At 38.1% G+C, this 17662-nt stretch carries 14 protein-coding genes; all 14 read right to left on the bottom strand.

Annotated features, from left to right (window positions below):
- Positions 1-388 precede the first annotated feature (388 nt).
- Positions 389-1258, bottom strand: a complete 870-nt coding sequence (locus IGL56_RS00070; RefSeq protein ID WP_010815891.1) for a DegV family protein — start codon at positions 1256-1258, stop codon at positions 389-391.
- A 124-nt stretch (positions 1259-1382) separates the two neighbouring features.
- A complete protein-coding gene (locus IGL56_RS00065; RefSeq protein ID WP_002359213.1) occupies positions 1383-2675 on the bottom strand; it encodes an adenylosuccinate synthase in 1293 nt (430 codons plus the stop codon).
- Between the two features lie 236 nt (positions 2676-2911).
- Complete coding sequence (gene dnaB, locus IGL56_RS00060) at positions 2912-4279, bottom strand: replicative DNA helicase (protein ID WP_002381331.1); 1368 nt, start codon at positions 4277-4279, stop codon at positions 2912-2914.
- 272 nt (positions 4280-4551) lie between these two features.
- Entirely contained in the window at positions 4552-5004 is a 453-nt protein-coding gene (rplI, locus tag IGL56_RS00055) for a 50S ribosomal protein L9 (RefSeq protein ID WP_002356023.1), read from the bottom strand.
- 5 nt (positions 5005-5009) lie between these two features.
- The gene (locus tag IGL56_RS00050; RefSeq protein WP_002363542.1) at positions 5010-7034 is read right to left on the bottom strand and encodes a DHH family phosphoesterase; all 2025 of its coding nucleotides are present in this window, start codon (positions 7032-7034) and stop codon (positions 5010-5012) included.
- Positions 7035-7190: 156 nt separating this feature from the next.
- A complete protein-coding gene (rpsR, locus tag IGL56_RS00045) occupies positions 7191-7430 on the bottom strand; it encodes a 30S ribosomal protein S18 (protein WP_002356021.1) in 240 nt (79 codons plus the stop codon).
- A gap of 25 nt (positions 7431-7455) precedes the next feature.
- Positions 7456-8022 carry a single-stranded DNA-binding protein gene (gene ssb, locus IGL56_RS00040; protein ID WP_002364599.1) on the bottom strand — a complete coding sequence of 189 codons (567 nt, stop codon included), beginning with the start codon at positions 8020-8022 and terminating at the stop codon, positions 7456-7458.
- Positions 8023-8066: 44 nt separating this feature from the next.
- A complete protein-coding gene (gene rpsF / locus IGL56_RS00035; RefSeq protein ID WP_002356019.1) occupies positions 8067-8369 on the bottom strand; it encodes a 30S ribosomal protein S6 in 303 nt (100 codons plus the stop codon).
- A 174-nt stretch (positions 8370-8543) separates the two neighbouring features.
- Positions 8544-11045 (bottom strand): DNA gyrase subunit A, encoded by a 2502-nt coding sequence (gene gyrA / locus IGL56_RS00030; protein ID WP_002361457.1) that lies wholly within the window; start codon positions 11043-11045, stop codon positions 8544-8546.
- 55 nt (positions 11046-11100) lie between these two features.
- Positions 11101-13050 (bottom strand): DNA topoisomerase (ATP-hydrolyzing) subunit B, encoded by a 1950-nt coding sequence (gyrB, locus tag IGL56_RS00025; RefSeq protein WP_002359210.1) that lies wholly within the window; start codon positions 13048-13050, stop codon positions 11101-11103.
- Positions 13047-14174: a DNA replication/repair protein RecF gene (recF, locus tag IGL56_RS00020; protein ID WP_002356016.1), complete on the bottom strand. Its 1128-nt coding sequence runs from the start codon at positions 14172-14174 to the stop codon at positions 13047-13049. Before recF ends, gyrB begins: the two co-directional genes overlap by 4 nt.
- Positions 14161-14406 carry a S4 domain-containing protein YaaA gene (gene yaaA / locus IGL56_RS00015; RefSeq protein ID WP_002356015.1) on the bottom strand — a complete coding sequence of 82 codons (246 nt, stop codon included), beginning with the start codon at positions 14404-14406 and terminating at the stop codon, positions 14161-14163. The genes recF and yaaA overlap by 14 nt, the downstream gene beginning before the upstream one ends.
- 580 nt (positions 14407-14986) lie before the next feature.
- The gene (dnaN, locus tag IGL56_RS00010) at positions 14987-16117 is read right to left on the bottom strand and encodes a DNA polymerase III subunit beta (protein WP_002356014.1); all 1131 of its coding nucleotides are present in this window, start codon (positions 16115-16117) and stop codon (positions 14987-14989) included.
- Between the two features lie 201 nt (positions 16118-16318).
- Positions 16319-17662: a chromosomal replication initiator protein DnaA gene (gene dnaA, locus IGL56_RS00005; RefSeq protein WP_002356013.1), complete on the bottom strand. Its 1344-nt coding sequence runs from the start codon at positions 17660-17662 to the stop codon at positions 16319-16321.

The raw sequence follows: 17662 nt of genomic DNA, 5'->3' as shown, positions 1-17662 counted from the left end.
GGTCGGGACAGAAGCGTTTAACTCCGAGAACCAAGTAGGTACTGTTCAACATCTATTTACTTTGCAAATAGTGTTTCTCAGCAATAAGAAGGAATTTCCGAAAATTGTCATAAAACACAACGAGGAACGAGTTGATGTTGCATGATACCTACCCGGTGTTCTATAATTTTTGGAGACCAAGTAGGTATTGTTCATCATCGAATCACTACGTTCTTCGTGATTCTCAACAATTTCGGCTTATTTCCGAAGGACCTTCAACTCTTAGAGCTTTAGCTCTTAGAAGTTGTTGAGATCGGAGCAACGCGTAGTGTTGCTTCTGTTCCCGCCGTTTATCAATTTTTAAGCCTGGGACAAAAATCCAAAGTGATTTTTGTCCCAGGCTCATTTTTTATTTTCTTTTTTCACCAAAAGAAAACACAGCAATACAACCTATTCCGGTATGACTAGTAATGGTGGGTCCTAGAGGATAAATCAGTATCTCATTAACTTCTATTTCTTTTTCAATTAATTCTTTGACTTTTTCCGCGTCATCTTTCGTTCCCGCATATGCAATCAATAGTGTTTGTTTCATTGGCTCTATAATGCCTTGAATCGTTTCTTGCGCAATCTTTTGCAAGGACTTGTTTCGTCCACGAGTTTTACCAACGGATGCTAGTTTGCCTGCCGCATCCACGCGAATAATTGGTTTAATGTTCATTAAGCCACCAAGTGCTGCCGCTGTTTTAGAAATCCGTCCGCCACGTTCTAAATGTTTTAAATCATCTACCGTTACCCACGAGTGAAGTTTCATTTTTTGCTCTTCAAGATAGGCAACAACTTCTCCTAATGAATGACCATCTGTTTGTAATCGAATGGCTTCTCGGACTAACATCCCTTGACCTAAGCTAGCTGCTTTTGTGTCAATAATATGAATTTCTACATTATCATACTCTTCTTTTAACATCTCTACTGATTGCAACGCACTTTGATAAGAGCCACTTAACCCAGATGAAAAAGCTAAATAAATCACCGGTAACCCTTGCTCCACAAAAGGACGGAAAAATTCATTGTAGCGTCCTACATTAACTTGAGAGGTAGTGGGTATACTTCCATTTTTAATAGCCGTTAAGAAGTTCTGATAATCAAACGTTTCACCTAAATCATCGCGATATTCTTTCCCGTCAATTTGAATATTCATGCTAATAAAAGGTACTTGGTTTTCTTTTAAGTATGTATACGGCAAGTCACAACAAGAATCTGTCACTAATTGATAATTCACGGACAATTGCCCCCTTCATGTTTTCTTTTATTTTACCATAGTTTTTCATTTTTATATAAAATTAAAAAAGAACGTAAAGGCTGAATTGGCATAAGCCATCCTTTACGTTCCCTTAAAAATCTGCTTAAATTTGTGCCCAAACGCTTTCTAAAACGTTCGTTTGGTTACGGTCTGGACCTACAGAGAATGTTGAAATGCGCACACCAACTAATTCTGAAATCCGATGCACATAGTTACGAGCATTAGCTGGTAAATCGGCTAAAGTTTTGCAACCAGTGATATCTTCAGACCAACCTGGTAATTCTTCATAAACTGGTTTACAGCGGCTTAATTCTTTCAAGCTTGCTGGATAATGATAAATTAATTCACCATCAAGTTCATAAGCTGTACAAATTTTCACCGTTTCTAAACCACTTAACACGTCAATCGAGTTTAATGACAAGTTTGTAATCCCTGATACACGTTTTGAATGACGCATAACTACTGAATCAAACCAACCGACACGACGCGGACGTCCTGTTGTTGTTCCGTATTCTTTACCGACACGACGAATGGTTTCTCCTGTTTCATCAAATAATTCTGTTGGGAATGGGCCGTCACCGACACGTGAAGTGTACGCTTTGCAGACACCAACCACTTTATTAATTTTTGATGGACCAACGCCACTACCGATAGTTACGCCACCAGCTACTGGATTAGAGGAAGTAACAAATGGATAGGTTCCTTGATCGATATCCAACATGACACCTTGTGCCCCTTCAAATAAAACCCGTTTTCCAGCATCTAATGCATCGTTTAAAATAACCGAAGTATCTGTAACATATTGTTTAATTTGTTGTCCGTATTCATAGTATTCTTCAAAAATATCATCAAATTCAATGGCTTCGCTATCAAACATTTTAACGAATTGACGATTTTTTTCTTCTAAGTTAATTTGCAAACGTTCCGCAAAAATTTCTTTATCCAATAAATCAGCGATACGGATTCCCACCCGTGCTGCTTTATCCATGTAGGCTGGGCCAATTCCTTTAATCGTTGTCCCAATCTTGTTTTCACCTTTCGCATCTTCTTGCAATTGATCCAATTTAATATGATACGGCAAGATGACATGGGCACGATCTGAAATACGTAAATTATCAGTGGCAACATTATTTTCTTTTAAATAAGCTAATTCTTTTACTAAAGATTTTGGATTCACAACTACGCCGTTACCAATTACACTAATTTTTTCTTTATAGAAAATCCCTGAAGGAATTAAATGTAATTTATACGTTACGCCGTCGAATTTAATGGTATGTCCGGCGTTATCTCCGCCTTGGTAACGAGCGATCACTTCTGCGTTTTCACTTAGAAAGTCTGTAATTTTTCCTTTACCTTCGTCGCCCCATTGCGTTCCAACAACTACTACTGATGACATTCGAACACCTCGTTCATAATTTTTTTGTCCTGAATCATTGTACCAGTAAAACCAGTCCCTTTCAAGGGTAAAAATCGAATATTCTTTCACAATCAAAAGCGTTTCTGTCAAAAATACGAACATTTTTAGCTATGTTTTTGTAAAACAATAAAATATACGAATATTGTTCGTGTTTTACTCTCTGATTTTAATCCCTTAATAAGCAAAAAAACGAACTCAAAAAATGAGTTCGTTTTTTAAAATTCTGTCCTCGGCGAAAGCGAAGAAAATTTATTATATTCTTTAATGAAAAGTAATTCGACCGTTCCACGCGCACCACTACGGTTTTTCTCAATGATGACTTCTACAACATTGTCAACTTCTGGTGGCTCATGATCGCCGTCTTCTCCTTCACCACGATCATAGTAATCATCACGATAAAGAAAGGCAACGATATCGGCATCTTGCTCAATGGAACCTGACTCACGAATATCACTTAACACAGGACGTTTATCTTGACGTTGTTCCACGCCACGAGAAAGCTGTGACAAAGCAATAACCGGGACTTTTAATTCTTTCGCTAATTTTTTTAATTGACGTGAAATATCAGAAACCTCCTGTTGGCGGTTCTCTTTTCCAGTTCCTTCAATCAATTGTAGGTAGTCGATCAAAATTAGACCTAGGTTGCCTTTTTCTTGTGCTAATTTACGACATTTCGCACGAATTTCGGTAATTTTAATCCCTGGTGTGTCATCAATATAGATATTCGCACGAGACAAACTACCCATCGCAATAATTAAGTTTTGCCATTCTTCTTCAGATAATTGCCCTGTTCTTAAATGGCTGGCCTCAATGGATCCTTCTGCACAAAGCATCCGGTTCACTAATGATTCTGCCCCCATTTCTAAACTAAAAATAGCGACAGCTTTATCTGTTTTGGTGCCGACATTTTGGGCAATATTTAATGCAAAAGCGGTTTTCCCTACCGCTGGACGGGCCGCTAAAATAATTAGCTCTTCCGCTTGCAAGCCGGCAGTCATTTTATCCAATGCTTGATAGCCTGTAGGTAAACCAGTAATCTCTTCATCATTTTGGTATAATTGGTCAATATTCGCAATAGTTGTATTTAGAACATCTGAAATTGATAAAAAGCCACTACGATTCCGCTTTTCGGAGACTTCTAAAATGCTTCGTTCTGCATCATCCAAAATAGATTCAACATCTTCACCTTGCTCAAAGCCTTTAGTTACAATCTCTGTAGCGGTTTGGATTAAGTTGCGCAGCAACGATTTTTGTTCAACAATTTTTGCATAATAAATGACATTGGCAGCTGTCGGCACAGCTAAAGCTAAATCTGACAGATAACTTAGTCCACCAACATCTTCTAACAAATTCTCTTGTTCTAGGCGATCTTTGATTGTTACCACATCAATCGCTTCATTTCGGTCGCTTAAGGTCATCATCGTTTGGAAAATCAACTGATGACTACGACGATAGAAATCTTTAGGTTCCACATATTCCATCGCTTCTATTAGCACATCTGCATCTAAGAAAATAGAACCTAAAACGGCTTGTTCCGCTTCAATATTTTGTGGCGGTACCCTATCTTGCAATAATTCATTCATTTTGTTCTCTCCCACGATGTCTTACTTTCTGGTTCATTTAGTCTATCCATTTTAACACAATTTCATTAAAAAAAGTACATTTTTTCTCTGCTGATTTCTCTATTTTTAGTTCACTTTCCAATTTTTAAAAATATACAATTAATAAAAATATAATATTTTTATTAATTTAAAATGTTGTACATTTGATTTCTAAACGTCATAAAAATAATTACAGTAATTTATTTTGTATAAAAAAGAAGCCGGAGAAATCGGCTTCTTTTTTATCGATTGTATTATTCCGCTACGACATGAACCTTAATTTTCGCTGTAACTTCATGATGTAGTTTGACTGGTACGTTAGTGTAGCCTAGAGAACGAATTGGGTTGGCTAATTCGATTTTGCGTTTATCCAATTTTACATTGTATTGTTTGTTTAAGGCTTCTGCAATTTGTTTTGAAGGAATTGAGCCAAATAAACGGCTGTCTTCTCCAGCTTTTGCCTTGATCTCTACAACAGTCTTTTCATCTTCTAAAAAGGCTTGCATTTCTTTTGCTTGTGCTAAAACTTCTGCTTCATGTTTTTCTTGGGCTTTCTTTTGACCCGCTAACGCACTCATGCTCCCTTTATTGGCTTCTTTCGCATAACCATTTTTAATTAAAAAGTTTTGGGCGTAACCAGTTGGCACTTCTTTTACGTCCCCTTTTTTTCCTTTTCCTTTAACGTCTTGTAAAAAAATGACTTTCATTTCCTTCACTCCTGTTCATACATTTCATTAATATTTTGACGAATTACATCAAGTAGTTGCTCTTTTACTTCTGCTACTGTTACGTTTGATAATTGTACTGCCGCATTAGTAAAGTGACCGCCACCACCTAAATTTTCCATAATAATTTGGACATTAATTGAACCATTACTCCGAGCACTAATGCCAATCTGTTGATCCGTCCGCTTGGTAATGACAAATGCTGCATTAATCCCTGCCATAGAAAGTAATGTGTCCGCTGTTTTGGCAGCTGTGACACTATCATATTCTTTGTCTTCACTCCCTGCAACAACGACGGTATCTTTTGTGACATATTCGCTTTTAGAGATTAAGTTGTTCATTTCCAGATAGCTTGTAAGATCAGAACTTAATAGATATTGTACTAAAGATGAGTCTGCTCCACAAGTTCGTAAATAACTAGCCACATCAAATGTTCGCGCCGTCGTTCGTGTATTGAAACTTTTCGTATCAACCACAATTCCCGCCAACATCATGGTTGCTTCAAAGGCCTGCAGTTTATTTGCGCTATTACTTTGGTATTCGATCAATTCTGTGACTAATTCTGAAGCAGAAGAGGCAGAAGATTCAATATAAGAAAGCAAGGGTTTTGCTGGAAATTCGTCTCCTCGTCGATGGTGATCAATGATTACTACTTTATCAAAACGCTCATAGAGCTCTTGTGAGATCGATAGAGACGGTTTATGGTAATCTACCATAACTAATAAGCTACTTTCTTTCTTGCGCTTCATGGCCTCTTTAGGACTAATAATGCGCTCTTCTAATTCTGGGTACTCTTTAATCGCCTCTAACACTCTTTTGACATCGGGAATGATTTCATTTTCATCTAAAACAATCCACGCTTTTCGATTATTAAACGAGGCTAAACGAGCAACACCAAATGCTGAACCTAACGCATCCATATCTGGATAACGATGGCCCATAATATAGATGTCAGCAGATTCCGCAATAATTCCCTTAATTGCCATGCTCATTGCGCGAGAACGTACTTGGGAACGTTTCGTCGTTACTGCCGTTTTTCCACCAAAAAATAACGGCTTCGCTTCATCTTTGGCTTCTTTTACAACCACTTGATCGCCGCCACGTACTAAAGCTGTATCTAGGTTTGTTTGAGCCGTGGTCCCGGTTTGATCTAAGGTTGGCCCCCCATAAGCAATCCCCATACTTAACGTAATGGCTACTTCATGGTTAGCTGATTCCTTACGGATCGTATCCAAAATAGAAAATTTTTCGTCCATCATTTTTTGAATATCTTCCCATTGGGCAATGAAAAAATAACGTTCTGCGTTGATTCGCTTATAAAAAACTTTGTATTGGTCCATCCAATCAGAAACCATCGTCGTAATGAAACTATTCAAATAAGAAATTTCTTTCTCATCCATTGTATCGGTGACATCATCATAATTATCGACAGACACAATGCCAATAGCCGTTTGCATTTCGACTTTTTCTTGATACAAATTACTTTCTTTAGTGATATCTTCAAAAGTAATTGTATGTTGTTCTTTATTGACGCTAAAGCGATAGGTATTTTCGTCAATCGTAAAAATATCTTGGTTTCGTTCTGCTAATTCTAAATAAGACGTAACTTGGCTAGCGGTTAACGTTAGCTGATTGTCTTTATTAAAAATAGAAGCAGCATAAGGATTAAGCCATTCTACCGCGCGTGTTTCCCCGTTATACGTAATAATCCCCACAGGTACTTCATTCACAACATAATCCAACGATTGTTCAGCAATGGAACTTGCTTCTTGAATCTTTTCTACGTTTGTAATTTCTACATCTCTAATCAACAGCCGAATAACCACTAAGAGAAAGATATCTAATGCGATAATTACCGCCAATAGCAGCCATTTATTTGTTAGTAAGAAATAGAGGAGAAATTCTACTAAGAGAAGACCCACAACAATTAAGAAACCGTTTTTTTGAATTCTCTTCTTTTGCATTTTTTTGCCTCCAATCTTTCTGCAGACCTTTGAGGCGACTTGTTCCAACGAGCGTATTGCTCTGGTGATTCACTAGTTATTTCATCCCTTATTTTATCACAAAACACTTCATTCTGCGAACCTTGTTATGTTTCACGTGAAACACTAGTCAAGATAAAAAAGAACCAAAGAGCAAGCTCTTTGGTTCTGGAAATTGTCATAAAATTATTGTTCGTCACTAACGAATGGTAATAATCCCATGATACGTGCGCGTTTAATAGCAATCGTTAATTTACGTTGGTTTTTAGCGCCAGTACCTGTAACACGACGTGGTAAAATTTTGCCACGTTCTGAAATGAATCGTTTTAACAATTCAGTATCTTTATAATCGATGTATTCGATGTGGTTTGCTGCGATGTAGTCGACTTTCCGACGTTTACGTCCGCCTCTTCTTTGTTGTGCCATTCTTGTTCCCTCCTATCAAATTCGTTTAGAATGGTAAATCATCATCTGAAATGTCGATAGATGAACCTGAGCCACCAAATGGATCAGAATCTTTATCGAAATCAGGCATACCGTTATTGTTTTGCGACTGAGAAGATGATGGATTGAAACTATTGTTGTTGTTATTAAATCCAGAACCGGCATTGTTATTACCAAAGCTACGATTTTGTGATTGATAACCATTTTCGTTGTTATTAAAGCTACCGCCGCCAGTTCCTCTTTGTTCTGAAGCAGAACGAGATTCTAACAATTGGAAGTTTTCACAAACCACTTCAGTTACGTAGACACGTTGACCTTGTTGGTTCTCGTAGTTACGAGTTTGAATTCTTCCGACAACACCTAATAATGTACCTTTACGGGCATAATTAGCCATTGTTTCTGCGGGTTTACGCCAAATCACACAGTTGATAAAGTCTGCTTCACGGTCACCATTTTGATTCGTAAAGTTACGGTTTACAGCAAGTGTAAAGGTCGCAACAGCTGAACCACTAGCGGTGTAACGTAAGTCAGGATCTTTTGTCAATCTTCCGACTAATACAACGTTATTAATCATTCAAAACATCTCCTTTCGTCAATAAATGTTTCATGTGAAACAAATTATGCTTCTACCTTCACGATCATATGACGGATAATATCGTCATTGATTTTTGCTAAACGATCAAACTCGTTGATTGCGCCAGCTGTTGATGGAGAAGTAACATTAACGATATGATAGATGCCTTCACGGAATCCGTTCATTTCATATGCTAAGCGGCGTTTTTCCCAATCTTTAGATTCGATAACTTCTGCTCCGTTATCTTTTAAGATTGTGTCGAAACGTTCTACTAAAGCAGTTTTTGCTTCTTCATCAATGTTCGGACGAATAATGTACATGATTTCGTACTTCGTATCTTGACTCATTGATTTTCACCTCCCTATGGACTTCAAGGCTCTTAGTTGGCTAAGAGCAAGGAGAACATACCTAAAAAGGTAGTTCACAATCTCTAATTATATGCTAATTGATGGACAAAAGCAAGAAATAGTTTTGAAAAGCCCCAATAAAAAAGTTTCGCCAACTGGCGAAACTTTTTTATGTTATTCTTCTGTTTCTGATGTTGTTTCGTTTTCTGTTGTTTCTACAACTTCAACGATTTCTTCTTCCACTTCTTCTGGTTCTACAACAGCCATTGTTACCACTTTGGCACCATCTTCCATTCTCATTAAACGAACCCCTAATGTTGCGCGTCCTGTTTGAGAAACAGAATCAACGTTAAAGCGGATAATGACGCCTTTGTTCGTAATCAATAAGATATCTTCATCCCCATTGACCGTGGTTAAACCAGCTAATGGACCATTTTTCTCAGTGATATTTGCTGTCTTAATCCCTTTACCGCCACGTCCTTTAACTGGATATTCAGAAGCTTTTGTACGCTTACCATAACCATTTTCAGTAATGACTAGGACTTCTTTGTTTTCATCCAGAATCGCTGCACCGACCACATAATCATTTTCGCGGAGACGGATTCCCCGAACACCTGATGCTGTCCGGCCCATATCACGTACAGTATTTTCATCAAATGTGACAGAGTATCCTGCATGTGTTCCGATAATCATCTTCTGATTGCCATTAGTCGTTACCACGTTAACTAACTCATCATCTTCTTTTAAGCTAATGGCGATTAATCCATTACTACGGATATTAGAAAAGGCTGTTACGGCTGTCCGTTTGACGGTTCCTTTTAAGGTTGTGAAGAACAAGTATTTACCTGCTTCCGCTTTGCCCTCAACAGAAATAATCGCTTGAATTTTTTCTGCAGAATCAATTCCCAGTAAGTTAATCACTGGAATTCCTTTTGCTGTTCTACCGTATTCAGGGATTTCGTAACCTTTTGCTCGGTAAACTTTCCCAGTGTTCGTAAAGAATAATAACGTGTCGTGTGTTGAACAAGAAACTAGGTTTTTCACGAAATCATCATCATGAACGCCCATCCCTTGGACACCACGTCCACCGCGGCGTTGCGCCCGGAATTCGGAGTTTGCCATCCGCTTAATGTAGCCGTTATTGGTTAACGTAATCACGACTTCTTCTTCTTCGATTAAATCTTCATCTTCAAGACTTAAGACTTCACCTACTAATAATTCTGTGCGTCGTGCATCACCAAATTTTGTGCGAACGTCATTTAACTCTGTTTTAATGATTTCAATGACGCGTTCTGGGCGGGCTAAAATGTCCTCTAAGTCCGCAATGAATTTCAATAGCTCTTGATATTCATTTTCAATTTTGTCGCGTTCTAAGCCTGTTAAACGGCGTAAACGCATATCTAAAATTGCTTGCGCTTGACGATCTGAAAATTCAAAGCGTTCAATTAACGTTGCTTTTGCTTCGTCATCTGATTGTGACCCACGGATAATGGCAATGATTTCATCGATATGATCTAAGGCAATTCGTAGACCTTCTAAAATATGCGCCCGTGCTTCTGCCTTGTTTTTGTCAAAAATCGTCCGGCGAGTAATGACTTCTTTTTGGTGCTCGACGTAGTTTTCTAAAATACGTTTCAAGCTTAAAATTTTCGGTACGCCTTTTTCGATGGCTAACATGTTAAAACCAAAAGATGTTTGTAAGGCAGTCATTTTGTACAAGTTGTTTAACACAACAGAGGCACTCACATCTCGACGAACATCGATGACAATCCGCATGCCTTCACGAGAAGATTCATCCCGCAAATCAGTAATTCCTTCAATTCGTTTATCTCTGTGTAATTCAGAAATTCGTTCGATTAATTTGGCTTTATTCACCATATAAGGCAATTCAGTTACTAAAATACGTTCTTTTCCATTCGGCATTTCAGTCAATTCAACTTTTGCACGAACAGTAATCGAACCTTTCCCTGTTTCATATGCTCGGCGAATCCCTGATTTCCCCATCACTAAACCGCCTGTTGGAAAATCTGGTCCAGGTAACACTTCCATCAATTCATTCGTCGTTACATCAGGATTGTCCATCAATAAACTTGTTGCATCAATCACTTCACTTAAATTGTGTGGTGGAATATTTGTTGCCATCCCCACCGCAATCCCCGTTGTTCCGTTAACTAGTAAGTTTGGAAAACGAGCAGGTAAAACTACTGGTTCTTGTTCTGAATCATCATAGTTTCCTTGGAAATCGACTGTATTTTTGTTAATATCTCGTAGCATTTCTAAAGCAATTTTACTCATACGTGCTTCGGTATAACGCATAGCGGCAGCGCCGTCACCATCGACAGAACCGAAGTTTCCGTGGCCGTCAACTAGCATAGCCCGATAACTAAAAGGTTGTGCCATCCGCACCATTGATTCGTAAATCGCACTGTCCCCATGGGGGTGATATTTACCCATAACATCCCCAACAATCCGGGCTGATTTTTTGTGTGGTTTATCAGGGGTTACCCCTAATTCGTTCATTCCATATAAGATTCGGCGATGAACAGGTTTTAAACCGTCACGAACGTCAGGTAACGCGCGGGCTACGATAACACTCATTGCGTAGTCAATGAAAGATTCTTTCATTTCGCTGGTCAGATTGACGTCTTGAATGTTTTCTTTAATTTCTTCACTCATGAATTTTTTCCCCTCTAAATATATGTTCTAGCGTCTCTTACAACGTTGCGACACATTAAATATCCAAGTTTTTCACGTAATGGGCATTTTCTTCGATAAACGCACGACGTGGTTCCACACGATCGCCCATTAGCATTTCAAAAATTTGGTCAGCTTCAATGGCATCATCGACACTCACTCGCGCCATTAATCGTTTTTCTGGGTCCATTGTTGTTTCCCAAAGTTGGTGATCATCCATTTCACCCAAACCTTTGTAACGTTGAACACTTGGTTTTGGTGAAGCAGGTAATTCTTCTAACACTTTTGCTAGTTCCTCTTCAGCATGTTTGCCTGGTTGAACGTAGGTGATGTTTTTCCCTTGTTTCACACCATATAGTGGTGGTTGGGCAATATACACATAACCAGCTTCAACAATTGGCCGCATGAAGCGATAGAACAAGGTTAATAACAACGTTCGAATATGCGCACCATCGACATCGGCATCGGTCATAATCACTAGTTTGTGATAACGTGCTTTAGAAACATCGAAATCTTCGCCGAAGCCTGTTCCCATAGCTGTAAATAATGACCGAATTTCTTCATTGGCTAAAATTTTATCCATGCTGGCTTTCTCAACATTCAAGATTTTCCCACGAATTGGTAAAATGGCTTGGAATTCACGGCTACGGCCTTGTTTTGCTGAACCGCCGGCCGAGTCTCCTTCGACGATAAATAATTCGCATTTTTCCGGATCTTTACTTGAGCAATCAGCCAGCTTCCCTGGCAAGTTGCTAATTTCTAACGCGCCTTTACGACGGGTGACTTCACGGGCTCTTTTAGCGGCTAAACGAGCTTTTGAGGCCAACATACCTTTTTCGACAATTTGTTTGCCGACTGTTGGATTTTCCATTAAGAATTTTGTAAAGTATTCTGAGAATAAACGATCCGTAACGGTCCGTACTTCTGAGTTCCCTAATTTCGTTTTCGTTTGTCCTTCAAATTGAGGATCTGGATGTTTGATGGAAACCACTGCGGTTAAACCTTCACGAACATCTTCCCCAGTTAATTTTTCATCGTTTTCTTTCATCAATTTTTGTTTACGTGCATAGTCATTAATCACACGTGTTAAAGAAGTTTTAAAACCAGATTCATGCGTTCCGCCTTCATAAGTATGAATATTGTTGGCAAAACTTAAAATATTTGAGTGGTAGCCATCTGTATACTGCATTGACACTTCCACTGTAATATCTTGTTGCTCTCCTTCAATGAAGATTGGCTCTGGGAAAATAACGTCTTTATTGGCATTTAAATGCTCAACATAACTCTTAATCCCGCCTTCATAGTGATACTCTTTTTTATCTTCTTGTCCTTCACGACGGTCTTCAATTGAAATGTGTAAGCCTCGATTTAAAAAGGCTAATTCACGAACCCGTGTTGCTAATTTATCAAAATCATAAACGGTTGTTTCTGTAAAAATTTCAGGATCTGGAATAAAGTGAACAGTAGTTCCGTGACGATCCGTTTCTTCGATAACTTTTAGGTCATCAACAACCGCACCACGACGATATTCTTGGTAATACACTTTGCCATCTTTATAAACACGAACATCTAAACTGGTCGATAAAGCATTAACAACAGAGGAACCAACACCGTGCAAGCCACCTGATACTTTATAGCCGCCACCGCCAAATTTCCCGCCGGCATGTAGCACTGTAAACACTGTTTCCACAGCTGGGCGACCTGTTTTGGCTTGAATCCCGACTGGAATTCCACGACCATCATCGATAACAGTAATACTATCGTCTGGTTCGATAATTACTTGAATTGATTTAGCAAATCCTGCTAAGGCTTCGTCGATAGAGTTGTCAACGATTTCCCATACTAAGTGGTGTAACCCTTCGCCACTAGTAGAACCTATGTACATACCAGGACGTTTCCGGACAGCTTCTAAGCCCTCCAAAACTTGAATCTGACTAGCGTCATATTCTTGCGCACGTTCTCTCATGTTTTTTTCTTCTTCTGTCATGTCGCTGAATTCCTTTCTATCTTGCCTTGTTGAACATAGAAAATATCTGGTTCAACTGTTAGCTTGTCTTTTATGTGATCTAAACTAGTTGTCGTTAAGAACGTTTGAACTTTGCCTTCAATCGTTTCTAACAAGTGAATTTGACGTTCATTATCTAATTCACTCATGACATCATCTAGTAATAACACAGGATATTCTCCTGTTTCTGAATGCATCAAATCAATCTCTGCCAATTTAATACTTAAAGCTGTCGTTCGCTGTTGGCCTTGTGAGCCATACGTTTGAACATTTTGACCATTGACAATAAATAGCAAATCGTCACGATGAGGGCCTAAAAAAGTATTCGCTTTAAACAATTCACGCTTACGATTGTTCATTAATTGTTGGAGCAATTGATTTTGAAGTGCTTCTAAGGAAAGATCCGTGTTGTCAATTGGGATGCTTGATGCGTAGTCAATGGTGAGCGTTTCGCGTCCATGACTAATTTTTTGATGGAGTAAGTTTGCCCAGTGTTCTAATTTTTTAAGAAAACCTAACCGAGCGTATAGAACTTTCCCGCCAAATTCAGCTAGCTGCTCTGTCAAAATATCCAGATAAACAGTATCTGTTTGTTTTTTTTCAGCTAGTTGTTTTAGGTATTGGTTCCGTTGCTTTAAAACAGACTGATATTGGACAAGATCATAAAGATAAATAGGACTCACTTGTCCGAGTTCCATGTCAATAAATTTCCGGCGGACTTGAGGTGAGCCTTTCACCAAAGATAAATCTTCTGGGGCAAATAAAATAACATTCAGTTGCCCAATGTACGCACTGAGCCTTTTTTGCTCAATGTGGTTAACCTTGGTTTTACGTCCTTTGTTGGAAATTAAAATTTCCAACGGCACGGTGCCTGTCTTTTTTTCAACCACACCGCTAATTTTAGCTGCTGCTTGTTCCCAGCCAATTAATTCTTTTTCATTGCTGGTTCGATGACTTCGTGTCATTGCTAGAACATAAATGCTTTCTAACAAGTTGGTTTTTCCTTGGGCGTTTTCGCCTAAAAAAAGATTTAACGTTTTTGGAAAATCTAAGCTGACTGTTTCATAATTACGATAATGCTGAAGTGTCAGCTCATTCAGCCGCATCGTCGGACTCGTTTCCGTTTTTCACCATAAAAAAAGTACCTTCTTCAGGTATCTCAATCATCATGCCCGCATAAAGTTTCCGTCCGCGACGATTTTCCAACTCGCCATCAACAAACACGCTATTATCTGCCAAATACCATTTGGCTTGGCCGCCACTACCAATGACGTTGATTTCTTTAAGAAACTGACCAAGCGTTATATACTCAGTTGCTAAAACAAACGTTTTTTTCAATGTGCATCCCTCTTTTTTCTAATACGTTCTCATATATATTATACCCTTTTTCATAAGAGAAAACAAATTTATCTGTCTAATTTTCATTCTAAGCAATTTTAATTCTAAATGACCGAAAATATTATTAGGATAAAAAAACTCTTAAAAAGCATTTTAAAACGGAAATTGATATTTTCTTGAGAAAAAAGGGGCCTGATTTGGCAGAAATGACGAGTAGCGTTTAACTAAAAAACAATTTGGGGTAACTCAAAGACAAACGAAGAGGGCATGCATTGAAGAAAAGTAGCTTGTAGAGGTCTGAGCGTCGTTTTAAGCAACGTAAACTTCTTTCACTAGGAAATGTTCATAAAAAAATGAACAGCTCTTAAACGAAAAATTAAAGGGCTTTTTTTCTTTATCCACGAAAAAAAAGGCAGAATTTATTCGTCAAACGATAGTTCAAACATTCACAATCATATTAGCGTAAAAGCTATTCTAGTTTTAAAAAGCTTATCTAGCAGCGTTTATCGGCTTTAAACAGACGACAAAAAAGAACCTTCGGCGATCATAGTGATTTTCCGAAGGTCTTTTTTAAACATGATTAATTTGTACGAACCGGTGTAATTAGTTGAATGAAATCTAGTTCTGTTTCGGTTGGCTCCAATGTAAACGGACGAATTGGAGAAAGGAATTTCACGGTAATATTCATATCGCCAAACGCTCGCAACGCATCTTTCATATAATCTGGGTTGAAAGAAATATCCAACGCTTCACCAGAAACATTTTCATAGTTTAACGCTTCTTCGACTTTTCCAATTTCAGGTGAATTTCCATATAAAACAACAGAATCTGGTGAAATTGAAAGGCGAACAATATTGTTACGTCCTTCATGAGAAAGTAAAGAGGCACGTTCGATTGCTGAAAGCAATTCTGGTACATAAAATTCAATTTGCGTGTTATGGCTAGTTGGAATTAAACGGTTGGTATCAGGATAATTTCCTTCTAACAAACGAGAATAGAAGTACATTGTTTCTGTTTTAAATAGCACTTGGTTTTCCATAATGCTGATTTCAACCATTTCTTCTTCATTGGTTAATGAACGAGAAAGTTCAGTTAAACTTTTTCCTGGAATTACAATGTTAAAGTCTTCTACTGCTTGTTCTGTCGGGATCACACGTTGACTTAAACGATGTGAATCTGTCGCAACGGCAAGTAATTTTTGATTTTCTAAAATAAAGTGAACCCCAGTTAAAATTGGACGACTTTCGTGCATCGATACAGCAAAACCTGTTTCACTAATAATTTTTGTCAATAAATGAACAGGTAATTTCATTTGGTTTTGAGTATCAATTACTGGTAAGTGCGGATAATTGTCAGCATCTAATCCATTAACCGTAAAATCAGCTTTTCCTGAAGTAATTGCAACTTGATTGTTATCTAGAACTTCCATTGTGAACATATCTTCTGGTAATTTACGAATAATTTCGCCAAAGAAACGAGATTGTAAAACGATGCTACCTGTGCGTTCAATGGTCATTTGAGCTTTTTCATCATCTTTACTTAAAAAACTTTCAATTGAAATATCCGCGTTACTCCCAGTAAGTGATAAGCCATCTTCTGATAACACAATTTTAACACCTGTTAAGATTGGAATCGTTGTTTTAGAAGAAATTGCTCGTTGAACAGTTTGTAATTCTTGTAAAAAGACACTTCGTTTGACCGTTAATTTCATAATGTAAACTCCTTTTTAAGTATTTTCAATACGTTCTAATTTTGTACGCCACTGTTTTGTATATTATATATAAATAAATAATAAAAGTAATAGGGCATGTTGATTCTGTGGAAAAGTCAAAAAAGCATTGATTTTACTAAGTTATCCACTTGTGTATAAGTTGTGGATAACTTTGTTCTTTTTTGTTTAGTTTTCCACATCCTAAGAGTTCAATAAATTTTTAATTTCACTGACTTCTTTTTGAATCGCTGGATCTTTTTCCAATAATTGCTGAATCTTTTCGTGCGCATGAATCACCGTTGTATGATCTTTGCCGCCAAATTCGGCACCAATTTTTGGCAAGGAATTGTCGGTCATTTCTCTAGCAAGATACATTGAGATTTGACGAGGAACCACAATTGTTTTCACCCGTTTTTTCCCTTTTAAATCTTTAAGAGGCACATGATAATATTTGGATACTTCTTCTTGAATTTGTAAAATGGACAATTGATTTTTACTACCAACTGATTTTAGAGATTTCAAGGCGTCCGCCGCTAAACTAGTGGTAATATCTTCTCCATTAATAGTTGCAAAGGCTTGAACACGGACCAAAGCACCCTCTAATTCACGGATGTTGGAATCAATTTGACCAGCGATATAACTTAGTGTATCATCCGGAATTTCTAAACGCTCGGCATCTGCTTTTTTGCGCAAAATTGCAATCCGTGTTTCTAAATCAGGCGGGGTGATATCGACAGACAAACCCCAAGCAAAGCGAGAAACTAATCGTTCAGGTAATTTTGGAATATCATTCGGCGGGCGATCACTTGTTAAAACAATTTGTTTATTTTCATTGTAAAGATCGTTGAAGGTATGGAAAAATTCTTCCAATGTTGCTTCTTTTTCCGCCAAAAATTGAATATCATCGACTAATAATAAGTCAACATTGCGATATTCTTTCCGAAATTGTTCGGATGTCTTTGTTTGAATTGAGTTGATAAATTCATTCGTAAACGTTTCGCTACTAACATATTTGACTTTGGCATCTGGTTGATTCACTAACATTTGATGACCAATAGCATGCATCAAATGGGTTTTCCCTAACCCTACACCACCATAGAAGAAAAGGGGATTGTAAATCGAACCTGGATCCTCGGCAACAACAAGCGCTGCAGCGTGAGCCATTTGGTTTCCTTTACCAATAACGAAGGTGTCGAAAGTGTACTTAGGATTAAGCATCGCTTTTTTACTTTGTTCACTAAAAACAACTTCTTCTTCGGCAGGTTCTTCGAGTTCTTGTGCCAGTGCTGCGTCTTTTTCATCGGCAACAACAAAATGGGGCATCACTTCTGCACCGGTCAATTTAAATCCAGTTTCGACAATTTTTGCCGAAAGATTTTTTTCCCAGTAATCACGATGAACTGCAGAAGGGACTTCTAGCCACAATTGATTGTTGTCTAATTTCAAAGGGCGTGTGGTTTTAATCCAAGCATCAAAACTTGGCGCCGACAAAATCGCTTGATAGGCTTCTTCAAGGCTATGCCAAAAACTTTCCACGTCGGGCAT

The sequence above is a fragment of the Enterococcus sp. DIV1316a genome (assembly GCF_050536915.1).
In the GTDB taxonomy this organism is placed as follows: domain Bacteria; phylum Bacillota; class Bacilli; order Lactobacillales; family Enterococcaceae; genus Enterococcus; species Enterococcus faecalis.
The sequence above is the reverse complement of the archived record's forward strand: the minus strand, read 5'-3'. Positions and strand labels throughout refer to the sequence as shown.

Coding starts and splice junctions, on each gene's coding strand:
- gyrB (WP_002359210.1), bottom strand. CDS start 13,050: ATGACAGAAGAAGAAAAAAACATGAGAGAACGTGCGCAAGAATATGAC.
- rpsF (WP_002356019.1), bottom strand. CDS start 8,369: ATGAGTCAAGATACGAAGTACGAAATCATGTACATTATTCGTCCGAAC.
- ssb (WP_002364599.1), bottom strand. CDS start 8,022: ATGATTAATAACGTTGTATTAGTCGGAAGATTGACAAAAGATCCTGAC.
- gyrA (WP_002361457.1), bottom strand. CDS start 11,045: ATGAGTGAAGAAATTAAAGAAAACATTCAAGACGTCAATCTGACCAGC.
- rpsR (WP_002356021.1), bottom strand. CDS start 7,430: ATGGCACAACAAAGAAGAGGCGGACGTAAACGTCGGAAAGTCGACTAC.
- recF (WP_002356016.1), bottom strand. CDS start 14,174: ATGCGGCTGAATGAGCTGACACTTCAGCATTATCGTAATTATGAAACA.
- dnaB (WP_002381331.1), bottom strand. CDS start 4,279: ATGAATGAATTATTGCAAGATAGGGTACCGCCACAAAATATTGAAGCG.
- dnaA (WP_002356013.1), bottom strand. CDS start 17,662: ATGCCCGACGTGGAAAGTTTTTGGCATAGCCTTGAAGAAGCCTATCAA.
- rplI (WP_002356023.1), bottom strand. CDS start 5,004: ATGAAAGTCATTTTTTTACAAGACGTTAAAGGAAAAGGAAAAAAAGGG.
- IGL56_RS00065 (WP_002359213.1), bottom strand. CDS start 2,675: ATGTCATCAGTAGTAGTTGTTGGAACGCAATGGGGCGACGAAGGTAAA.
- dnaN (WP_002356014.1), bottom strand. CDS start 16,117: ATGAAATTAACGGTCAAACGAAGTGTCTTTTTACAAGAATTACAAACT.